Here is a 16,633-nt window from a genome sequence, read left to right as displayed (position 1 = left end):
TCACCGCATGCGGACCGACCACGGTGAGCCTGCTCCGGGACGCGTCGGGCCGTGAACTGACCGTCCGGGCCGACCCCGCGGCCGGAACCGTCGCCGCGCCGGGCGCAGTTCGAGAACGTCGGCACGAATCAGCACAGAAAGGGAAGCGCATGGCCGTTCCGCAGAACAACCCATGCGGGGACATACGCTCCGCCGAACACGACTGCCCGGACCTCGACTTGACGGTCTGGCTGCATGTGACCCTGTACGAGAGCCTGCCGCTCCAGGCCCGCTTCAGCTACGACGAGTCCCTGCCCCTCGAGGTGCACGTCGAGTTCTCCAACTCCGCCGGGGGCGTTGTCACATGGGCGCTCTCGCGGGACCTGCTGATCGCGGGCATGCACCAGCCGAGTGGCGACGGCGACGTCCGGATCCTGCCGCCGTGCCCGCGCCATGGCGGGAACGGCCTCTGGGTGCTGCTGCAGGGACGGCGCGGCGGGGCGCTCCTGGAAATCCGCCTCGCCCCCGTGCGCAGGTGGATCGCCGGCACGCTCACGTCGGTACCCCTCGGCACGGAAGGGCTGTCGATGGACTGGGACGAGTCCTTCGAACGCGTCCTGGCGCGGGGGGACCGCTGACGGTCGCCCCGGTGCCTACCCGAACTCCGCACCGTCGAGCGCCTGGGCGCGGTGGCGCAGATCCAGTCCCTCGGCGAGGGCGGAGTCGGGCAGGTGCCTGCGGCCCTCGCGGGTACGCAGCAGGGCAAGCACGATCTGGTCGAGCCCCGAGTGCCGGGGCAGCACCCCGACCAGCCCGCGACGCACGGCCCGCAGCAGCTGACCGGGGCCGACGTACTGGGCCACCAGCACGATCGGCGGCCCCTGTTCGCACCGGGGGCGCCGCGCCCCCCGCATGAGGGCGAGGACCTGTTCGTCGAGTTCCCTGGCCAGCACGAGCAGCGCATCCGCCCGTGCTTCCTGATCCGGTCGTAGCACGCGGACGCGGGGCCGCTCCCGCAGTGCGGTGGTGATGGCACAACCGAACCTGGGGTCGGGGGACTTCACGACCACGGTCACAGGAGACGTCACTCGTATCGTTCTCATGACTCCGAAGCTAGGTGACCGGAACCGGGCCGGACTTCGGTAGGACGACTGCCCCGAAGGCCGCATCCCGGTCGTCCGGTGCGTTCCCGTCGCAAGGCAGTCATCTCAGTCGTCCGACTCAAGACGTCACCGCCGGACCCGGATCCCGATGGCGGCCACGACCCCAGGGACCGCTCAGCCGCCCGGAGGAGGCGACATGACCGGTCCGAGGAGGCCCGTAGGGACGCAGGCGTCCGCGTGAGGGGAGTGTGGTGGCACCTGGGGTGACGGGCAGGAGCCCCCCTCGGCTACCGCCGGACCGAGAGCAGGTGCCAGTGCCAGGGGTCGAGCGCGACGAACAGGCCGGGGCCGGCGAGTTCGTCGCCTTCCCGGTCGTAGGTGTTCTCGTCGAGCAGTTCGGCCAGAGTGCACGACCGTCCGCGGAGATCGGTCCAGGGCAGCGGAAGCCTCCCCTGAGCGGGCCGGTCCGAGTAGTTGATCACGACGACGTACCGGTCCTGGCCGGCGGACCAGGACCAGGCCAGCAGATTGCGGTGGGTGTCGTTGTCCGGCCAGCCCGCGCAGTCCAGCAGCTGCCAGTCGCCCTCGCGTACCGGGGCCGTGGCGGTCACCAGGCGGTCGTAGAAGTCGTGCAGGGCCTCGTCGGCCGGTTCCTGCGGCCGGCGCGAGAGGAACACGGGCAGGCGCACCCGGCGGCCCTCGAACTGGCCCTCGTGCCAGAGTGTCGCGCCGGGCAGGGTGGCGACGGCGACGGCCGCCGCACGCTCCCGGTCGCCGGGCAGGACGGTGGCGGCCCGGGGTTCGTCGTGGTTCTCCAGGAAGCGCACCAGCCGGCGCTGGTAGCCGAGGTCGGCCCGGAGGTGGGCACGGACGGATTCGGCGTCCTCGTGGACGAGGCGGTCGTAGAGCCGCTTGTCGTAGCAGTGGTCGAAACCCTGCTGCTGGAGGGCCCATTCGAGGTCCCAGTACGCCTCCGCGACGAAGAGGAGGTCGGGGTGGTGCTCCCGGACCTTCGGGATGACGTACGACCAGAAGTCCTCCGCCGGGGCCGCTCCCGCCCGATGTCCCCACGTCTTGGCGAACACGTCGTTCATCAGCAGCATCGCCATGTCGCAGCGCACCCCGTCCGCCTGGTCGCCGATCGACACCAGGGTCTCCACGGCCGCCGCACGCAGGTCGTCGGCGAAGGCGTTCAGCTGGACCACGTCCGGCCAGGGCGGGAAGTACGGGTCCCGGCCACGCGCATATACCTTATCGCCCGCTTTCAGGAACGCCTCGGGGTCGCGGGCCAGGTCGTCGGGGGTGCCGTGGACCAGGCAGTCCGGGCGTTCGGTGAGCCAGGGGTGGTCGGGGGCCACGTGGTTGGGGACGTGGTCGAGGATCAGGCGCACGCCCCGCGCGGCCAGCCGGGCGCGTGCCTCGGCGAGTCCCGCCGGACCGCCGATACCCGGGTCGACCACGTAGTTCCGTACGCAGTACGGCGATCCGGCGATGTCACCGGTGGCCAGGTCCGGCAGGGCGTGGCGGAAGGAGGAGAGCAGCTCCTCGTTGCGCAGGGCGATCTCCAGTCCCGCCGGGCTGCGCTCCCACACGCCCATCAGCCACACGGCGTCGATACCCGGCCGAGCGACCTCGTCCCACACCTCCTCGGGCACCTCGCCCAGGGTGACGGGGCGTCCGTACCGGGTGCTCAACTCATTCAGCCATACCAGGGTGTTGATCTCGTAGATCGCTGTCATGACAGGGGCTCCTCCCTCAGGGCGCCCCAGTCCCCGGCGCCGACGAGACGGAACAGGGTGGCGGTGACGGCTGCCAGGCCGGTCCAGCCGGTCTGGTGCGAGGCGCCGAGACCGGCGCCGTTGTCGCCGTGGAAGTACTCGTAGAACAGGATCAGGTCCTTCCAGTGCGGGTCCTTGGCGAATTTCGGCTGGGCGCCGTGCACCGGGCGGTGGCCCTCGGCGTCGCGCAGGAACGTGGAGGTGAGCCGCCCGGAGATCTCCCGCGCGACCTCGTAGAGATTCAGCTGCCGGCCCGAACCGGTCGGGAACTCCACGGTGAACGTGTCGCCGTGGTACGTGTGCAGGTTCAGCAGGGCACGGATGAGCAGGACGTTGATCGGGAACCACACCGGCCCACGCCAGTTGGAGTTGCCGCCGAACATGCCGGAGTCGGACTCGGCGGGCAGATAGCCGACGCCGTAGGTCTCACCGTGCACCTCGAAGGTGTACGGGTGCTCGGCGTGGTACCGCGACAGCGAGCGGATGCCGTGCGGACCGAGGAACTCCTCCTCGTCGAGCATCCGGGCCAGGATCCGGCGCAACCGGTCCTCGCCGAACAGCGCGAACAGGTGCCGTCCCGCCGTACCGGACCCCAGGGTGTCACCGGAGGAGACGAGGGCCTCGACGGCCGGGTGCCGTCGCACGAAGTCCCGTGCACCCTCGACCAGTTCGGGGAAGCGGCGGTCGGTCCAGGCGCCGACCACGCTGGTCGCGGCGAGCGGAATGAGACCGACCAGGGAGCGGACCTTCAGCCGGGTCGCACCGCCGTCCGGCAGCCGCAGCACGTCGTAGAAGAAGCCGTCCTCCTCGTCCCACAGGGACGCGTTGTCCTTGCCGACGCGGTTCATGGCGACCGCGATCCAGGCGAAGTGCTCGAACAGGGTCTGCGCGTGTTCCAGGTAGACGGGGTTCTCGGCGGCCAGTTCGATGGCGATCTCCAGCAGGTTCTGGCAGTACAGCGCCATCCAGGCGGTGCCGTCCGACTGGTCCAGGTGCCCCCCGGTGGGCAGCGGGGAGCTGCGGTCGAAGACGCCGATGTTGTCCAGACCGAGGAAGCCCCCCTGGAAGACGTTGTTGCCCTCGACGTCCTTGCGGTTGAGCCACCAGGTGAAGTTCTTCATCAGCTTCTGGAAGGCGTTCTCCAGGAAGACGCGGTCGCCGCCGCCCGTGCGGTGCTTCTCCAGCTCGTAGACGAAGAGGACGGCCCAGGCGTGCACGGGCGGGTTGACGTCGCCGAAGTTCCACTCGTACGCCGGGATCTGGCCGTTGGGGTGCAGGTACAGGCGGCGCAGCAGCAACTCCAGCTGGGACTTGGCGAAGCCGATGTCGACCACGGACAGGGCGATGGTGTGGAAGGCGAGGTCCCAGGCCGCGAACCAGGGGTACTCCCAGGTGTCCGGCATCGACATGACCTCGTCGTTGACCATGTGGTACCAGGCGCTGTTGCGGATCCGGGGATCGGCGGCCAGCGGATCCACACCGTGCTCGGCCAGCCAGCGCTCGACGTCCAGGTAGTAGTACTGCTTGCTCCACAGCATCCCGGCCAGCGCCTGACGCACCAGCCGGCGCTCGTCCTCACCCAGCCCGTCCGGGACCACGCCCTCGAAGAACACGTCGGCCTCGGCCCGTCGCGCCTCGATCACCTGGTTGAACCCGTCGAAGGGGTCGGCGAGTTCGATGTCGGTCAGGCGCAGCCGGACGGTGGCGCTCCCGCCCGCGGGAACGGTGAGCACGTGGTGGACGGCGGCCTTGGTGCCGGTGTGCCCGGGGTTGACGGCGTCGGTCTCGCCGTGGACGACGCATCGGTCGATGCCGTCCTTGACGTACGGGGTGGCGTTCGGGGAGCCGAAAACGCGCTCGTTGTCGGTGTCGTTCTCGGTGAAGAGGGTTTCCGGGTCACCTGTGAAATACAGCCACCGCGCGCCGAGTTCCTCGTGGTCGGCCCGGATCGCGCCCGGCGTGAGCCACAGGTTCGGTACGGCCGTGCCGCCCGCCCACGACCAGGTGTGCCGGAACCAGAGGGTCGGCAGCAGGTGGAGGGTGGCCTCGTCGGGGCCGCGGTTGTGCGCGGTGATCTCGACCAGCAGATCCTCGGGGCCGGCCTTGGCGTACTCCACGAACACGTCGAAGTAACGATCCTTGTCGAAGACACCCGTGTCCAGCAGCTCGTACTCGAAGTCCCCGCGGCCCCTCGCCCTGTTGGTGGCGACCAGGTCGTCGTACGGGAAGGCATCCTGCGGATACTTGTAGAGGTATTTCATGTACGAGTGGGTGGGCGTGTTGTCGAGGTGGAAGTAGTACTCCTTGACGTCCTCGCCGTGGTTGCCCTCCGCGTTGGTGAGGCCGAACATCCGCTCCTTGAGGATCGAATCCCGGCCGTTCCAGAGCGCCAGCGCGAAGCACAGCCGCTGTTTGTCGTCGCTGACGCCCGCGATGCCGTCCTCGCCCCAGCGGTAGGCCCGGGAGCGGGCCTGGTCATGGGTGAAGTACGACCAGGCGTCACCTCCCCGGCTGTAGTCCTCCCGCACCGTGCCCCACTGCCGCTCGCTCAGATAGGGACCCCAGCGCCGCCACGCCGCCCGCCCCGCGTCGGCCTCCGCGAGCCGGGCCCGCTCCGCGTCAGCACCGCCCGTGTTCGCCACCATCGCACGCCCTCCCTTGACAACTGCTTCACTCAGAGTCGGCCGTCCCGGACTCCGCGGCAACGCCCCTGCGCCGCCCCGGTCGCCGAAGCTGTCTGCGCTCCACCTCGGACATGCCTCCCCAGACGCCGTACGCTTCAGGACCGCTCATGGCGGTCCAGGCACAGGGCTCGATCACCGGGCAGCGCCTGCAGACGGCCCGGGCCTTCGCCTCCCGCGCGCGCTTCTCGGGACCGTGTTCACCGGGCGGGGAGAAGAAGACGGAGCTGTCCATGCCCCGGCAGCGCGCCCGCTGCTGCCAGTCCCAGTAGGAGAGGAGAGGACGGTGGCGTTGGATCATGACGGGACCTCCCGGAGACAGTTCGGCCCGGTGAAGGGCATCGTCACCGCCTGGCCGGCGCCGCCGCTTCGGTCGTCTGACTGACGAGCGAACGGTACGCCGACGAGCCCGCCTACTCGCTCGGCTGCGCGGCGCCGTTCATCTTCGCCTGGTTCTTCGCGAGGAGCTCCTGCACCTCCTGTTCGACCATGTCCGGGTCGACGCCGAGGGCAGATCCGATGTGAGCCGACCACACCTCCGAGCGGATGTCGGTCTCGAAGTCCAGGTCGGCGCGGACCTTTTCACGGACCGCCTGGCGGTTCTGGCTCACCATCACGAACGTGGACAGAAAGATCGCCTCAAGGCTGACGATCATCGTGAGCAGCCCGAAGGGGTACGGGTCCCAGACCGCGGAACGGCCGAACAGCCCCTCGTTGAAGGTGATCCAGACCGTGAACCACACCGCGTGGATGTAGACGAACTGCATGGTGCCGGAGAAGGTGGTGATCGCGTCAGCGATCCGGTCCTGGGTCCCACGCATCCGTGCCAGGACGGCCTGCTCGTTCCGGAGCCGGATGTGTGACCCGTTTGTCGCAGAGCCCATGACCACTCCTTGGTTCGCTTCCCACGGGATGCCGCTCGCAGGGTATGCGCCGGGCGGTTCGCCGACCTTCCGTCAATCGACTGCGGACGACGCCGAACGCGTACGGGTAAGCCGCCCGTTGAGTCGTTTGACGCAAGCGGGCCGAGTCACACCGCGGCAGGGTGAGGGCCGCACCGCCGCGGTTCCGCTCCGCGCGGGCGGGCGGTCTCCGAACGAGAAGGGCGTGATCATGGCCAGATCGACCGCCACCGCTCTGTTCTGGCGAGGGCTCCTGGCCATGGTCGTGGGAGTCGTCTCGCCGGCGTGGCCCGGCATCACCCTGGCCGTGTTCGTCGTCGCCTTCTCCGTCTACGCCCTCCTCGCCGCCGGTATCGATCTCATACGCGCCTTCAGCAGTGACCGCGCCGGCCCGGCCCTCGGGTATCTGCTGCCGGCCGTGCTGTCCTTCGCCGCGGCGTTCGGCGCACTGACGTGGCCGGGCGTCACGGCGCCGGTGCTGACGGTATGGGTGGCGGCGTGGGCACCGGCCATCGGCGTCATGGAGGTGGCCCTGTCGTTCCGGCACGGCGGGAGCGCGGGCGAGCGGGCGATGTGGCTGCTCAGCGGCCTCGTCTCGATCGTCCTCGGGTTCATGCTCGCGGCGCGGCCCGACAGCGGGGCGGTGACACTCGCCACCGTGTTCGGCGCCTTCAGCATCCTGCACGGCGCCTTCGTGCTCGCGCTGTCCGCGCGGACCCGTCGGACCGCTCAGACCAGGGGCCGGCTCGTCGGGTCCCACTGACTCCTTCCCCGCTCCGTATGCAGCACGTCCGTCAACGAACAGCATGTCCGTCAACGAAACGAAGGGATGCACTCATGTCGAACCCGACGCCTCCGACCGACCCGGCCGCCCAGCCCGCCCCGGTGAGCAAGCTCGCCGAGCTCTCGGAGAAGGCCCGCGACGCGCAGCGGACGGTGGAGGCCGGTCTCTCGCAGGACCGGCAGAAGCTGTCCGCCGCGGTGGCCGACGCGAAGGACAAGGCCGAGCAGGGCGCCCAGCGGCTGAAGGCGAGCGGGGAACAGACGAAGGGGCATGTCACCGGTGCCTGGAACCAGGTACAGACCTCCTGGCAGGAGCATGTGACCGCGGTCCGCGACAAGATCGAGGAACGCAAGGAGGAACGCGACGTGAAGCGGCTGCGGAAAGCCGCAGACGACGCCGAGGACTATGCCTCCGATGCCATCTCCTTCGCGATCGCGGCCGTCGAGGAGGCCGAGTACGCCACCCTGGACGCGGTTCTGGCAAGGGCGGAAGCGGACGACGCCACCGAGGCGGCGGAGTAACTGACGTGCGTGCGGCCCGAAGCGGCTGCGGCGGCAGCCGCCAGGGCGCTGGTCGACGCCGGCCCGTCCTCCGTGGGCAGAGTCGGCGTACGCCACCCTGAGCAGGGTCCGGCCCTAGCCCAGCCGGGGCACTCCGGATCAAGGGTCCCGACCGGTGGAAACGCGGGTCGGGTCCTTTCGTGTGCATGTCGATCGAGCAACGGTCTGAACGGTCTGTTCGCCGCCGCTCGGGGGTTGTCCGGGTGGACGCCTGCGCGCAGTGAGCGCCGTCACCTCTGTGCGGGCCGCTTGACGAGCCCGGTCATGGGTGCACGGATGCGAGGCCGTCGAGGCCGCTGTGCAGGGCCGCTTCCTGCTGCCCGCCGGCCCTCTGGCGCTCCTGTTCTCCATCAACTGCGCAGGCGGCCGACGGTACTTGCCGTAGCGGTGCGCTGACGATGACACTACGTCAGTACCGAAGGCGGGGGGTCGGTGATGGCGCCGTTGATCGGACGGGACGACGAGATGGCAGCGGTGGACGCGCTGTTGAGCGCTGCCGTGTCGGAGGCACCCCTGGGCGGGACGCTGCTGGTCCGGGGCGAGCCGGGCATCGGCAAGTCCGCGTTGCTGGACTGGGCGGCCGGCCGGGCGCGCGAGCGTGGAATGCTGGTGGTGACCTGCGAGGGGGTGCCGAGCGAGGCGTCTCTGGCGTTTGCCGGGCTGCACCAGCTCTGGTGGCATCTGCGCGCCGATACGGGCCGGCTTCCCGCCCAGCAGCGGGAGGCCCTGCTGAGTGCCTTCGGGCTCGTCGACAAACCTGCCCCGGGTGTCTGCGTCATCGCTCTGGCCGCCCTGGAGTTGCTGGCCGAGCAGGGTCCCGTCCTGGTGGTCGCCGACGACGTGCACTGGCTGGACCGGTCGACGAGTGAGGTGCTGGCGTTCCTCGGCACCCGGCTGGAGGCGGATCCGGTCGTACTTCTGGCAGCATGCCGCGACGGCGAGAGTGACGACAACCCGCTGCGCATGGCCGGCCTGCCGGAGCTGCAGCTGGGACCACTGAAGACCGCGGCGTCGGCGGCGCTCCTGGACTCGCGTGCCCGGCTCGATCCCCGGGTACGCCGACGGGTGCTGGACGAGGCGTCCGGCAACCCACTGGCCCTGGTGGAGCTGGCGGTGACGATGCGCGAGCCGCCCGGCCGGGCGGAGGTGCCCGCGCGGTTGCCGTTGAGCGACAGGATCGAACAGGCGTACGTCGCCCGCCTGACCGGCCTGCCGTCTGCATGCCGGACCGCGCTCCTGGCGCTCGCGCTCGAAGGGGACAGCGCCACGGCCCTCGCCGCGGCCGGCCGGATGGTCGGCAACGAGGTGACCAGCGCGGACCTGGCGCCCGCGGTGGCCGCCGGGCTCGTCGTGGCCGACCCGGCCGGGGTGCGGTTCCGCCATCCGCTGGTGTGCTCGGCGGTCCGGCAGGCGGCAGGCGAAGCGGAGCGGCGGCAGACGCACGCGGCAGTGGCCGAGCTGCTGGGGGACGAGCCGGACCGCCGGGTGTGGCACCGGGCGGCGGCAGCGGTCGGCCCTGACGAGGACCTGTCGGATGAGCTGGAGGCGGTCGCGGATCGCGCCAGACTCCGTGGCGCGATCTCGGAGGCGGCCACGGCAATCGCGCGGGCGGCCCGGCTCACCGCCCGGCCGACGCGGCGCGGCAGGCTCCTGCTCCGCGCCGCGGTCGCGAGGAGCGAGGGCGGCCGGCCGGCGCAGATCCTGCGGCTGCTCGACGAGGCGGAGAGGCTCGAACTCGAAGCCGGGGACCGTCTCCGGTTGCAGTGGGAGCGGGAGGTACACGGGACCACCCGGTCCGGCTTCAACCCGGCCGAGGCCTTCGCCGAGCTGGCCGAGCGCATGCTGCGGGCGGGGCACACCGTCGAGGCGCTGGAGACGATGGAGAACGTGGTGATGCGGATGTGGTGGTCCAACCCGGATCCGCGGGTGTGCCGACGGATGGCCGGACTGGCGGACGCCGCAGCGGCACCCGACGACCCGCAGGTACTGTCGATCCTGGCGCTGGCCGATCCGACCGAGCGGGGCGCCGCGGTCCTGCGACGGCTCGGTCGTCGGCGTCCCGGGGGCCCGGACCCTTACCACGACTACCTTCTGGGCAACACCGCACAAGCTGTCGGAGCGTGCGACCAGGCGGTCGACTTCCTCGCGGCAGCCGCCGACGGACTGTCGGAGCAGGGGCAGTTCGGCGCACTCGGCAGGTGTCTGCTCGTCCAGGCCTGGGCGGCCGTGCTGGTCGGCCGGCTAGACATCGCGGCGTCCGCCGCCGACGAGGGGGGCCGGCTGCTGGTCGAGTCCGGGAGGCCGTTCTGGGCCACCGGAACCCAGCTCGTCGCGGCCGTGGTGGCCGGCCGGCGCGGGGACACCGCCACCGCCATGGACCTCGCCGCTCGGGCCGAGCGGGTCCTGCTGCCCGCCCGCATCCCACCGATGCTCGCCCAGGTGGCGATCGCCCGAGGTGTCGCCGCCCTCGGCGCGGGCCGCTACGACGAGGCGTACGAGCAGCTGGCACGCGTCTTCGATCCGGCGGACATCGCCTACCACCCGCACCTGCGGGCGTGGGCCCTGGCCGACTACGTCGTCGCCGCCGGCGGCAGCGGCCACCGGGAAGCCGCGCGGGCCCGCTGCGCCGAACTGGCCCCGCTCGCGCGGACCACAGGCAACCCGCTGCTGCGGGCCGGCCTCACGATCGCCGCACCCATGCTGGCCGACGACGGCGCGGAGAAGCTGTTCGCCGAGGCGCACGGCGCCGATCTGGCGGCCTGGCCGATGCATCGGGCCCGCCTCCAGTTCGCCTACGGCACCTGGCTGCGACGGCGCCACCAGGTGTCGGAGGCCCGCGTCCACCTGCGTTCCGCCCGAGACGCCTTCGACGCCCTCGGCGCCGTGGTCGAAGGCGAGGACGCCCGCCAGGAACTGCAGGCGTCCGGCGAGGCGAGCGGCGACCGCAAGCCCGGACCGCTGGACCGGCTCACACCCCAGGAGTGGCAGATCGCACGGCTTGCCGCCCAGGGCTTCACCAACCGGGAGATCGGCCGGCGGCTGTACCTCTCCCACCGCACGGTCGGTAGCCATCTCTACCGGATCTTCCCCAAGCTCGGCATCGCCTCCCGCTCGGAGCTGGCCGCCGCCGTGACGTCGGCCACGGGCACCGCCTGACTTTCCAGCCGATGGCGCACTTCAGCCACGCATCGTCCGTCCCCATGCCGGTCCATGGCGCCGCCCCGGCTCCTTGATGCGGTCACCCGATGGGTCACATGACGGAAGCCTGTCCGGGGCGCCGAACGCCAGACTGCCGATGAACATCCCATTCCGGCACGTCCCCGAACGGGGAGCGAGGAGGACCGACGAGATGGAACGACGCCGCAGGTACGGTGCGCTGGCCGCGTTGATCGCCAGCCTTCTGACGGCCGCTCTGGCAGTCGGCGCGACCGTGGTGACGACGGCGACCGCGGGTTCCGCCCCGGAGCGTGGCTCGGGGAACACCGTGACGGTCGCCGGGATCATCCCGCCCGGTTGGTGACGTCACCGCCGCAGGCCCGCCGCTGCTCCCGCCGATCCGGGCGGGAGCAGCGGCGTGTGCCGACCGCGCCCGCGGGCGCCGCGGCAGAGAGGGTTTGTGAGCATTGAGGTAACGCCTGCGGCCCACCGGACAAGGCGCCATCCGGTGAGAGGGCGTGGGGCACATCCGCGGGCCGGCCGAGTGATCACTGTTCTTCGGCCTTGGGCGCGGTGAGGTCGGGAGGGTAGCCCTTGGCGCGAAGGAATGCGTCGAGCGCTATGGCGACGATGTCGCCGTGCTGGACACCGTGGTCCGCGTGGTACCGGCGGATGCGGCGTTGGAGTTGGAGAGCGTCGGGGACGGCGTAGTTGATCTGCCCGCGACTGGTGTGGCGGCCACTGATGACCGCCAATGTGTCCGGATGAGGCGCCAACGGGTCGTCGGTCAGGTCGGATTGCGCGTCGAGAGCGTCAGCCAGCTCACGCAGCTGACGGGCGTGGCGCGAGAGATCGACCATGGGCTGCTCCAGTCCGGCCCACTAGTCGACTAGCAAGCCGCCTGGTCGACTAGTGGAATAGTCGGTGGGACGGGTGTCCGCGAACGAATGAAGCGTTCGCGGACACCCTGGGAGACGAACGCAGCGTCAGAAGCCGCGTGCGGTGAGCCATTCTTCCAGGGCGACCGAGACGATGTCGCCGATGGGCAGATGATCGAGTTCGTTGTCCAGCGCGAAGCGCTTGATCCGCTTCTTGAGCTTCAGCGCCGCGGGGACCGACGAGTCGAGGCTCTCGCGCGTGATGATGCGCTGGTTGAGGATCACAGCCGTTTCGGGGATGTCCTTGGGGCGGCCGGGACCGTGAGCCCACGGCGTTCCCTCGCTGGCTGCTGCCTCGGGTCGCCCGTACGGCTCCTGGTGGGATCCCGGACTATCGGTCCTCACCGGGAACGCGGTACCGCCTGCGGCCGGAGAAGCTGCTGGACGAACCGCCACCTCGGCAGTCGGGGCCACATCAGGAGCTGCGGACGGGATGGGGGACAGGTCGTGTCGCGCGGCGGGCTCACTCGGCTGCGCGGGTCGCACCGCAGGAGCTGCAGGTTGGGCAGCCGGGGGCTCATGCTGCACTTGTCGCTCTGCCTGTTCCTCAGCGGTCTCCATTCCCACCTCGGGGGCGACGTAGGCGGGGCGCACCGGCTGACTGGTGACCGGCTCCGGCACCGGGCCGCTCAGTACCACGTCGAGGGTCGGCTGGGTGGATGTCTGCGTCTCTTCGGCCGCTGCTGTGATCCGGCCCTGCTCCGAGGCCTCGTCAGGGACGGTGGAAGGAGCGGGCTCACCTTTCGGCGGTTCGGCGGTAGGGCGGCCTGGGCCCTGGGGCGTGGCTTGTTCGGCCGCGTACTGCTCGGGGGTGAGCTCGGCGGCCGGGGGAGGGGGCGGCGGGGCCGTCTTCTTGGCCCCGCCCAGGGTGCGACCGCCGGTTCGGCGGGCTGGGGGCTTCATGCGCTCGGTCATGCCGTGAGCTCCTTCATGAGTTCGGCGTACTCGCTCAGTTCGGTCGGGATCTCGCCGAAGGCCTCCATGTAGTGGACCCAGGAGTGGATGGTGGTCTCGGCGAGCGGGAATGCCTCGTCGCGGTCGGGGCCGATCCCCTCGCCCTGGGCGGGGTCGAGGAGCTTGTTCTTCGCGTTGCGGGGCAGGCTGGTGCGGTCGTCGGCCTTGACCATCACGACGTGGGCGGTGACGCCGTGCTCGTTGCGGGCGGCGGCGCGCTCGGCCTCGTCGAAGGTTGCCACGAGCTTGCGGCGCTCGATCTTGGTGGGGGCGACCGGCACGAGCAGCAGGTTCGCCTCGGTGACCGCCTCGTGGAAGATGCGGGCGCTGCCGCCGCCGGCGTCGACGATGATCGCGCCGAACTCGGCGCGCTTGGCTGAGATGTACTCGGCGATGTCGTCGAAGGGGTAGCGCTCGACGACCAGGTTGGCGGGGATCTCGAAGCCGGCGGCCTGGGCGACCTTGAACCAGTCGTAAGCGGACTGGCTGGTGGCGTCGGCGTCCAGCAGCAGCGTCGGGACGCCGATGACGATGGCGTAGTAGAGGGCGATGAACCAGGCGGAGGTGGTCTTGCCGGTGCCGCCTTTGAGCATGCCGACGACGATCACGAACGCGTCCCAGACGTGTTCTGTGACTGCGGCCAAGGCCTTGTGACGGGTGTTCTCGTTCACGTGTGCTTGATCTCCTGAAAGGGGAAGGTGTGTTTCTTGTGCGCGGTTCGGCGTGCGGGCTGACCATGGGGGTGCCCGTGCTGTCCTGTCGCGGCCGGAATGGCACACGGCCGCCTTCTTGATCTGCCAGGCACCGCGGGGGACACCTGCGAGGACGGGGGCGCTCATGGGCGCTTCCTGACGTCGCGGGCCGGGCCGTGGTTGTGCTGGGGCCGCATGCGGGCACCGACTTGGTGCAGGAGCCGGTAGACGGTGGCGATGGAGTAGCTGTGCTCCGTGGCGAGGTCCGGGACCGTGGCTCCGGCCTCGTACCGTGCCCGCAGGAACAGCGCGAGCTTGCGCCGCTCGGCGGCCTGCGCTGCCGTGCGCATCCGCAGCGTCTGCTGCGTGGTGCGCACGGTGCCGCTGGCCTCGATCAGCAGGCGTCGGGCAGCACGCCTCGTCTCTCCCGCGGCCGCAGCGAGCTCTGTGAGGGTTGCGCCCTGCTGCTCGTACAGGGTGCGCAGGTGGGCCGCGAGACGCTGGCGCGCCTGTGGATCCTGGCGCATCCGACGGGTCTGCCACGACGTGCGCATCACGGTTCCGGCGTCGTGCAGCCGGTTGAGGACCGTGCCGTACGACATCCCAGTGGCGGCGACGAGTTCGATGACCGTGGCCCCGGACTCATACTGGCTGCGGAGAGACTCCAGCGTGACCGCTTCGCTCGTATCGGAGGTGACCGGGGGCTTTGAGTTCATGCGACGGACTCCCATTCGCTGAGGGCTTCGGCATGGGCGGCTGCCAGCTCGTCGTAACTGCGCTGATCAGCCGCAGTGATGAGGAGCAGCCGTCCATCGGTGGCGATCCGCCAGTCAGGAGCGGCGCGACCGGTGACCGGGTCGAGGACGCACCCACCGTGGACGTGCCACTCAGAGGGGATCTCGTCGGGCCGGGGTGCCGGGACGAGGACCTGGCGGCCATCACGCACGAGCACCACGGCCTTGCTGCGGTGCTTCGACAGCTGTTCCAGTGCCTCCCGATACGCCGCGCGCTCGGCCGCGTGCAGTGCCTTGCGCCGGGCTGCGACCCCTGCGGTGCCGTACTGCCGGGCGATGGCGTCCCAGTCGTGTGCTGGGCGCGCGGTTGGGTAGGGAACGGCCTCCGACGCGCTCGCACCGAAGCCTTCCAGTGCGCGGGGTGCGAGGGCCCAGGTTTCCCCGCTGTGGTCTACGAGGCCGTGGTCGGCCAAGCGGTGCAAGGTCCGGTAGGCCGTGGCTCGTGACACCGATGCCGAACCGACGAGCTCACCGACCGTCTGCGCCGGGCGGACGCGCAGCGCGCCGATGATCACGAGAGCGGAGCTGCCGAGGCTGTGGTGGGCGAAGGCGTCGTGGCCCATCAGATGGCCGATGACGGTGGAGTCGATGTCGGCCGTTGTGGCCGTCTCAGGGGTGGTCCACTCCCCAAGTGCCGGGTCGGGGGGGAACTGAGTGGACCGGAAACGAGACAGCAGAGCGTGGTCGCCGTGTCCGGGGATGGTGCCCTCGCCGAGGTACCAGGTCGAGCCCTCCCGGCCATGGCCCACCCGCAGACGCCGCAGCCAGCCGCGTGGCCGGAGGACCGTCTCGTAGACGACCCGGAGTGTCGTGCGGGAGACCCCGGCTTCCTCCGCGGTCTGCCGCTCACTGGCGTGGTGCAGGGGGCCGCCCGCGATCTCGGCGAAGTTCAGGTGCGCCCGCAGCACCCGCAGCGCGGTCCGTCCCCGCTCCCCGCGCCACGGTGTCGTTTCGATCCGGTCGCGTAGTGAGGCGAGGACTTCGTACGCGTCGTGCCGGGAACTCAGCGCGATGGTGGTGCTGATTGCGTCCGAGGCGTTGGCCCACACCCGGCGGATGTAGCCCAGGGCGCGCGCCTGCCCGGATCGCAGCGCGATGTGCCGGGTGTGCCGTCCGCCTTCGTGCTCGGGGTGCAGCAGGAGCTGCGTGAGCTGGTCGACGGTGCCGCCGGCACGGGCCACGTGGCAGGCGATGGCCGCGGTGATCCGGTGACCGTGCTCGGCCGCGCCCTGGCGGTCCGCGCGCAGGACCACGCTCCGGCGGTCGGAGCCGAGCCTGCTGTAGCTTCCGGCCGCGTAGCGGCCGGTGAGGTCTCCGAGCAGAACCAGGTCGGCTGCAGCCGGAGACAGCCGGTGAAGCCCCAGTCGCTCGCTCGGGTGAATGGGTCGTCGGGATGGGTCTGCCTGGTGGGTGTGGTGTGGCACTGTGGGGTCGTCTCGCAAGGACGTGGACGCCACCCAGGCCCGCTAAAACCACGGGTGGTGTCCGGAACCGACCTCCAATCGGTGCCAGGCGAAGCCTCCAGGATTGCCGTCCTGGAGGCCTTCGTATGCCTGGCTCCGCAGTGGAGGCAGGCGTCCCCATCGCGGCTCGGCCGAGAACGACTCGGAGTGCCGTCAGAGGAGTCCTCACCGATTCGACACGGTCCTGACCTCGGCTGATTCGGGGCCAAACAGAGGGCGACTGCTTCTGACTGGCTCCGAGCAGCTCGGGTCGAACCCGGGTCGAATCAGAGCGGTTTCCTCTGACTGCCTCCGATCGCCTCTGCAACCCGTCCTAGCAGGTCACAACCGATCCGGCTCGCAAAAGCGCAGGTCAGAAGGGTGCTCAGGAATACCCGGCGTACAGCACGACTCGTCTGCCGCTCTACGTTTCCGCAGGTCAGAGGTAATGTTTATCCGCTAAACAAACTGCCCGGTCGAATCCGGGGCGAATTCGGGCCATAGGTACAAGGTGTCCTCTTGCCGACTTGTTCTGGCTGAACTTGAGCACCGATGGCGCCTTCTCCGGTGAGCCGTACCCGGGCCAGGATGGGTGACATTGCTCGCGCGGCATGTCGAGACAGCCATCAATAGCGGCCCCTCGGGTGTCGATGGACGCGGCGGGCTGAACCCCCGGACGTGCGGCGGTGACGTCTGTCGTGAATGGGCGTCGGCGCTTGTTTGCCGTACGGACTTGGTGCGGCGGTGGTGTGGTGGTCGGGATCTCCCTATGTGACTGCCGAGGCCTGCCCATCAATGGGGAGCTTGTCATGGCCGCCGTCGGTGTACTCAAGCGAGTACGCCAGCACAGGGCCGAGGAATACGAAAGAG

General features: G+C 70.3%; 15 protein-coding genes. 5 read left to right on the top strand and 10 right to left on the bottom strand.

Features of this window, described 5'->3' with window-relative positions; genetic code table 11:
- On the top strand, nucleotides 1-617 hold a 617-nt coding region (locus AB0D74_RS03595), incomplete at its 5' end, for an SsgA family sporulation/cell division regulator (protein WP_362580111.1).
- A gap of 15 nt (nucleotides 618-632) precedes the next feature.
- Here the strand turns inward: AB0D74_RS03595 and AB0D74_RS03590 are convergent.
- The 5 genes from AB0D74_RS03590 to AB0D74_RS03570 form a co-directional block, all read right to left on the bottom strand.
- The gene (locus AB0D74_RS03590) at nucleotides 633-1,082 is read right to left on the bottom strand and encodes a hypothetical protein (RefSeq protein WP_362580109.1); all 450 of its coding nucleotides are present in this window, start codon (nucleotides 1,080-1,082) and stop codon (nucleotides 633-635) included.
- A gap of 287 nt (nucleotides 1,083-1,369) precedes the next feature.
- Nucleotides 1,370-2,821 (bottom strand): alpha-amylase, encoded by a 1,452-nt coding sequence (locus tag AB0D74_RS03585; RefSeq protein ID WP_362580107.1) that lies wholly within the window; start codon nucleotides 2,819-2,821, stop codon nucleotides 1,370-1,372.
- Nucleotides 2,818-5,505: a glucosidase gene (locus tag AB0D74_RS03580; protein ID WP_362580105.1), complete on the bottom strand. Its 2,688-nt coding sequence runs from the start codon at nucleotides 5,503-5,505 to the stop codon at nucleotides 2,818-2,820. The genes AB0D74_RS03585 and AB0D74_RS03580 overlap by 4 nt, the downstream gene beginning before the upstream one ends.
- A gap of 25 nt (nucleotides 5,506-5,530) precedes the next feature.
- Entirely contained in the window at nucleotides 5,531-5,776 is a 246-nt protein-coding gene (locus tag AB0D74_RS03575; RefSeq protein WP_362580178.1) for a WhiB family transcriptional regulator, read from the bottom strand.
- 178 nt (nucleotides 5,777-5,954) lie between these two features.
- Entirely contained in the window at nucleotides 5,955-6,425 is a 471-nt protein-coding gene (locus tag AB0D74_RS03570; RefSeq protein ID WP_362580103.1) for a DUF1003 domain-containing protein, read from the bottom strand.
- Between the two features lie 229 nt (nucleotides 6,426-6,654).
- Here AB0D74_RS03570 and AB0D74_RS03565 point away from each other — a divergent pair, with 229 nt between their 5' ends.
- The 4 genes from AB0D74_RS03565 to AB0D74_RS03550 all read left to right on the top strand — a co-directional run bounded on the left by AB0D74_RS03565 (nucleotide 6,655) and on the right by AB0D74_RS03550 (nucleotide 11,307).
- Nucleotides 6,655-7,206: a DUF308 domain-containing protein gene (locus AB0D74_RS03565; RefSeq protein WP_362580102.1), complete on the top strand. Its 552-nt coding sequence runs from the start codon at nucleotides 6,655-6,657 to the stop codon at nucleotides 7,204-7,206.
- Between the two features lie 74 nt (nucleotides 7,207-7,280).
- Entirely contained in the window at nucleotides 7,281-7,748 is a 468-nt protein-coding gene (locus tag AB0D74_RS03560; RefSeq protein ID WP_362580100.1) for a hypothetical protein, read from the top strand.
- Between the two features lie 474 nt (nucleotides 7,749-8,222).
- Nucleotides 8,223-10,943 (top strand): AAA family ATPase, encoded by a 2,721-nt coding sequence (locus tag AB0D74_RS03555; RefSeq protein ID WP_362580098.1) that lies wholly within the window; start codon nucleotides 8,223-8,225, stop codon nucleotides 10,941-10,943.
- 193 nt (nucleotides 10,944-11,136) lie between these two features.
- Nucleotides 11,137-11,307: a hypothetical protein gene (locus AB0D74_RS03550; RefSeq protein ID WP_362580095.1), complete on the top strand. Its 171-nt coding sequence runs from the start codon at nucleotides 11,137-11,139 to the stop codon at nucleotides 11,305-11,307.
- 184 nt (nucleotides 11,308-11,491) lie between these two features.
- Here the strand turns inward: AB0D74_RS03550 and AB0D74_RS03545 are convergent, their stop codons facing one another.
- The 5 genes from AB0D74_RS03545 to AB0D74_RS03525 all read right to left on the bottom strand — a co-directional run bounded on the left by AB0D74_RS03545 (nucleotide 11,492) and on the right by AB0D74_RS03525 (nucleotide 15,574).
- Nucleotides 11,492-11,803, bottom strand: a complete 312-nt coding sequence (locus AB0D74_RS03545) for a hypothetical protein (protein WP_362580092.1) — start codon at nucleotides 11,801-11,803, stop codon at nucleotides 11,492-11,494.
- A gap of 126 nt (nucleotides 11,804-11,929) precedes the next feature.
- Nucleotides 11,930-12,796: a hypothetical protein gene (locus tag AB0D74_RS03540; protein WP_362580089.1), complete on the bottom strand. Its 867-nt coding sequence runs from the start codon at nucleotides 12,794-12,796 to the stop codon at nucleotides 11,930-11,932.
- Nucleotides 12,793-13,506, bottom strand: a complete 714-nt coding sequence (locus tag AB0D74_RS03535) for a ParA family protein (RefSeq protein ID WP_362580086.1) — start codon at nucleotides 13,504-13,506, stop codon at nucleotides 12,793-12,795. The genes AB0D74_RS03540 and AB0D74_RS03535 overlap by 4 nt, the downstream gene beginning before the upstream one ends.
- Nucleotides 13,507-13,670: 164 nt before the next feature.
- A complete protein-coding gene (locus AB0D74_RS03530; protein WP_362580084.1) occupies nucleotides 13,671-14,243 on the bottom strand; it encodes a helix-turn-helix domain containing protein in 573 nt (190 codons plus the stop codon).
- Nucleotides 14,240-15,574, bottom strand: a complete 1,335-nt coding sequence (locus tag AB0D74_RS03525) for a transcriptional regulator (protein ID WP_362580081.1) — start codon at nucleotides 15,572-15,574, stop codon at nucleotides 14,240-14,242. The genes AB0D74_RS03530 and AB0D74_RS03525 overlap by 4 nt, the downstream gene beginning before the upstream one ends.
- Nucleotides 15,575-16,633 lie beyond the last annotated feature (1,059 nt).

Origin of the sequence: Streptomyces sp. NPDC048278, assembly GCF_040652195.1 — a bacterium.
GTDB lineage: Bacteria > Actinomycetota > Actinomycetes > Streptomycetales > Streptomycetaceae > Streptomyces.
Note: the sequence above shows the minus strand (reverse complement) of the source record. Positions and strands in the feature narration are given on the sequence as shown.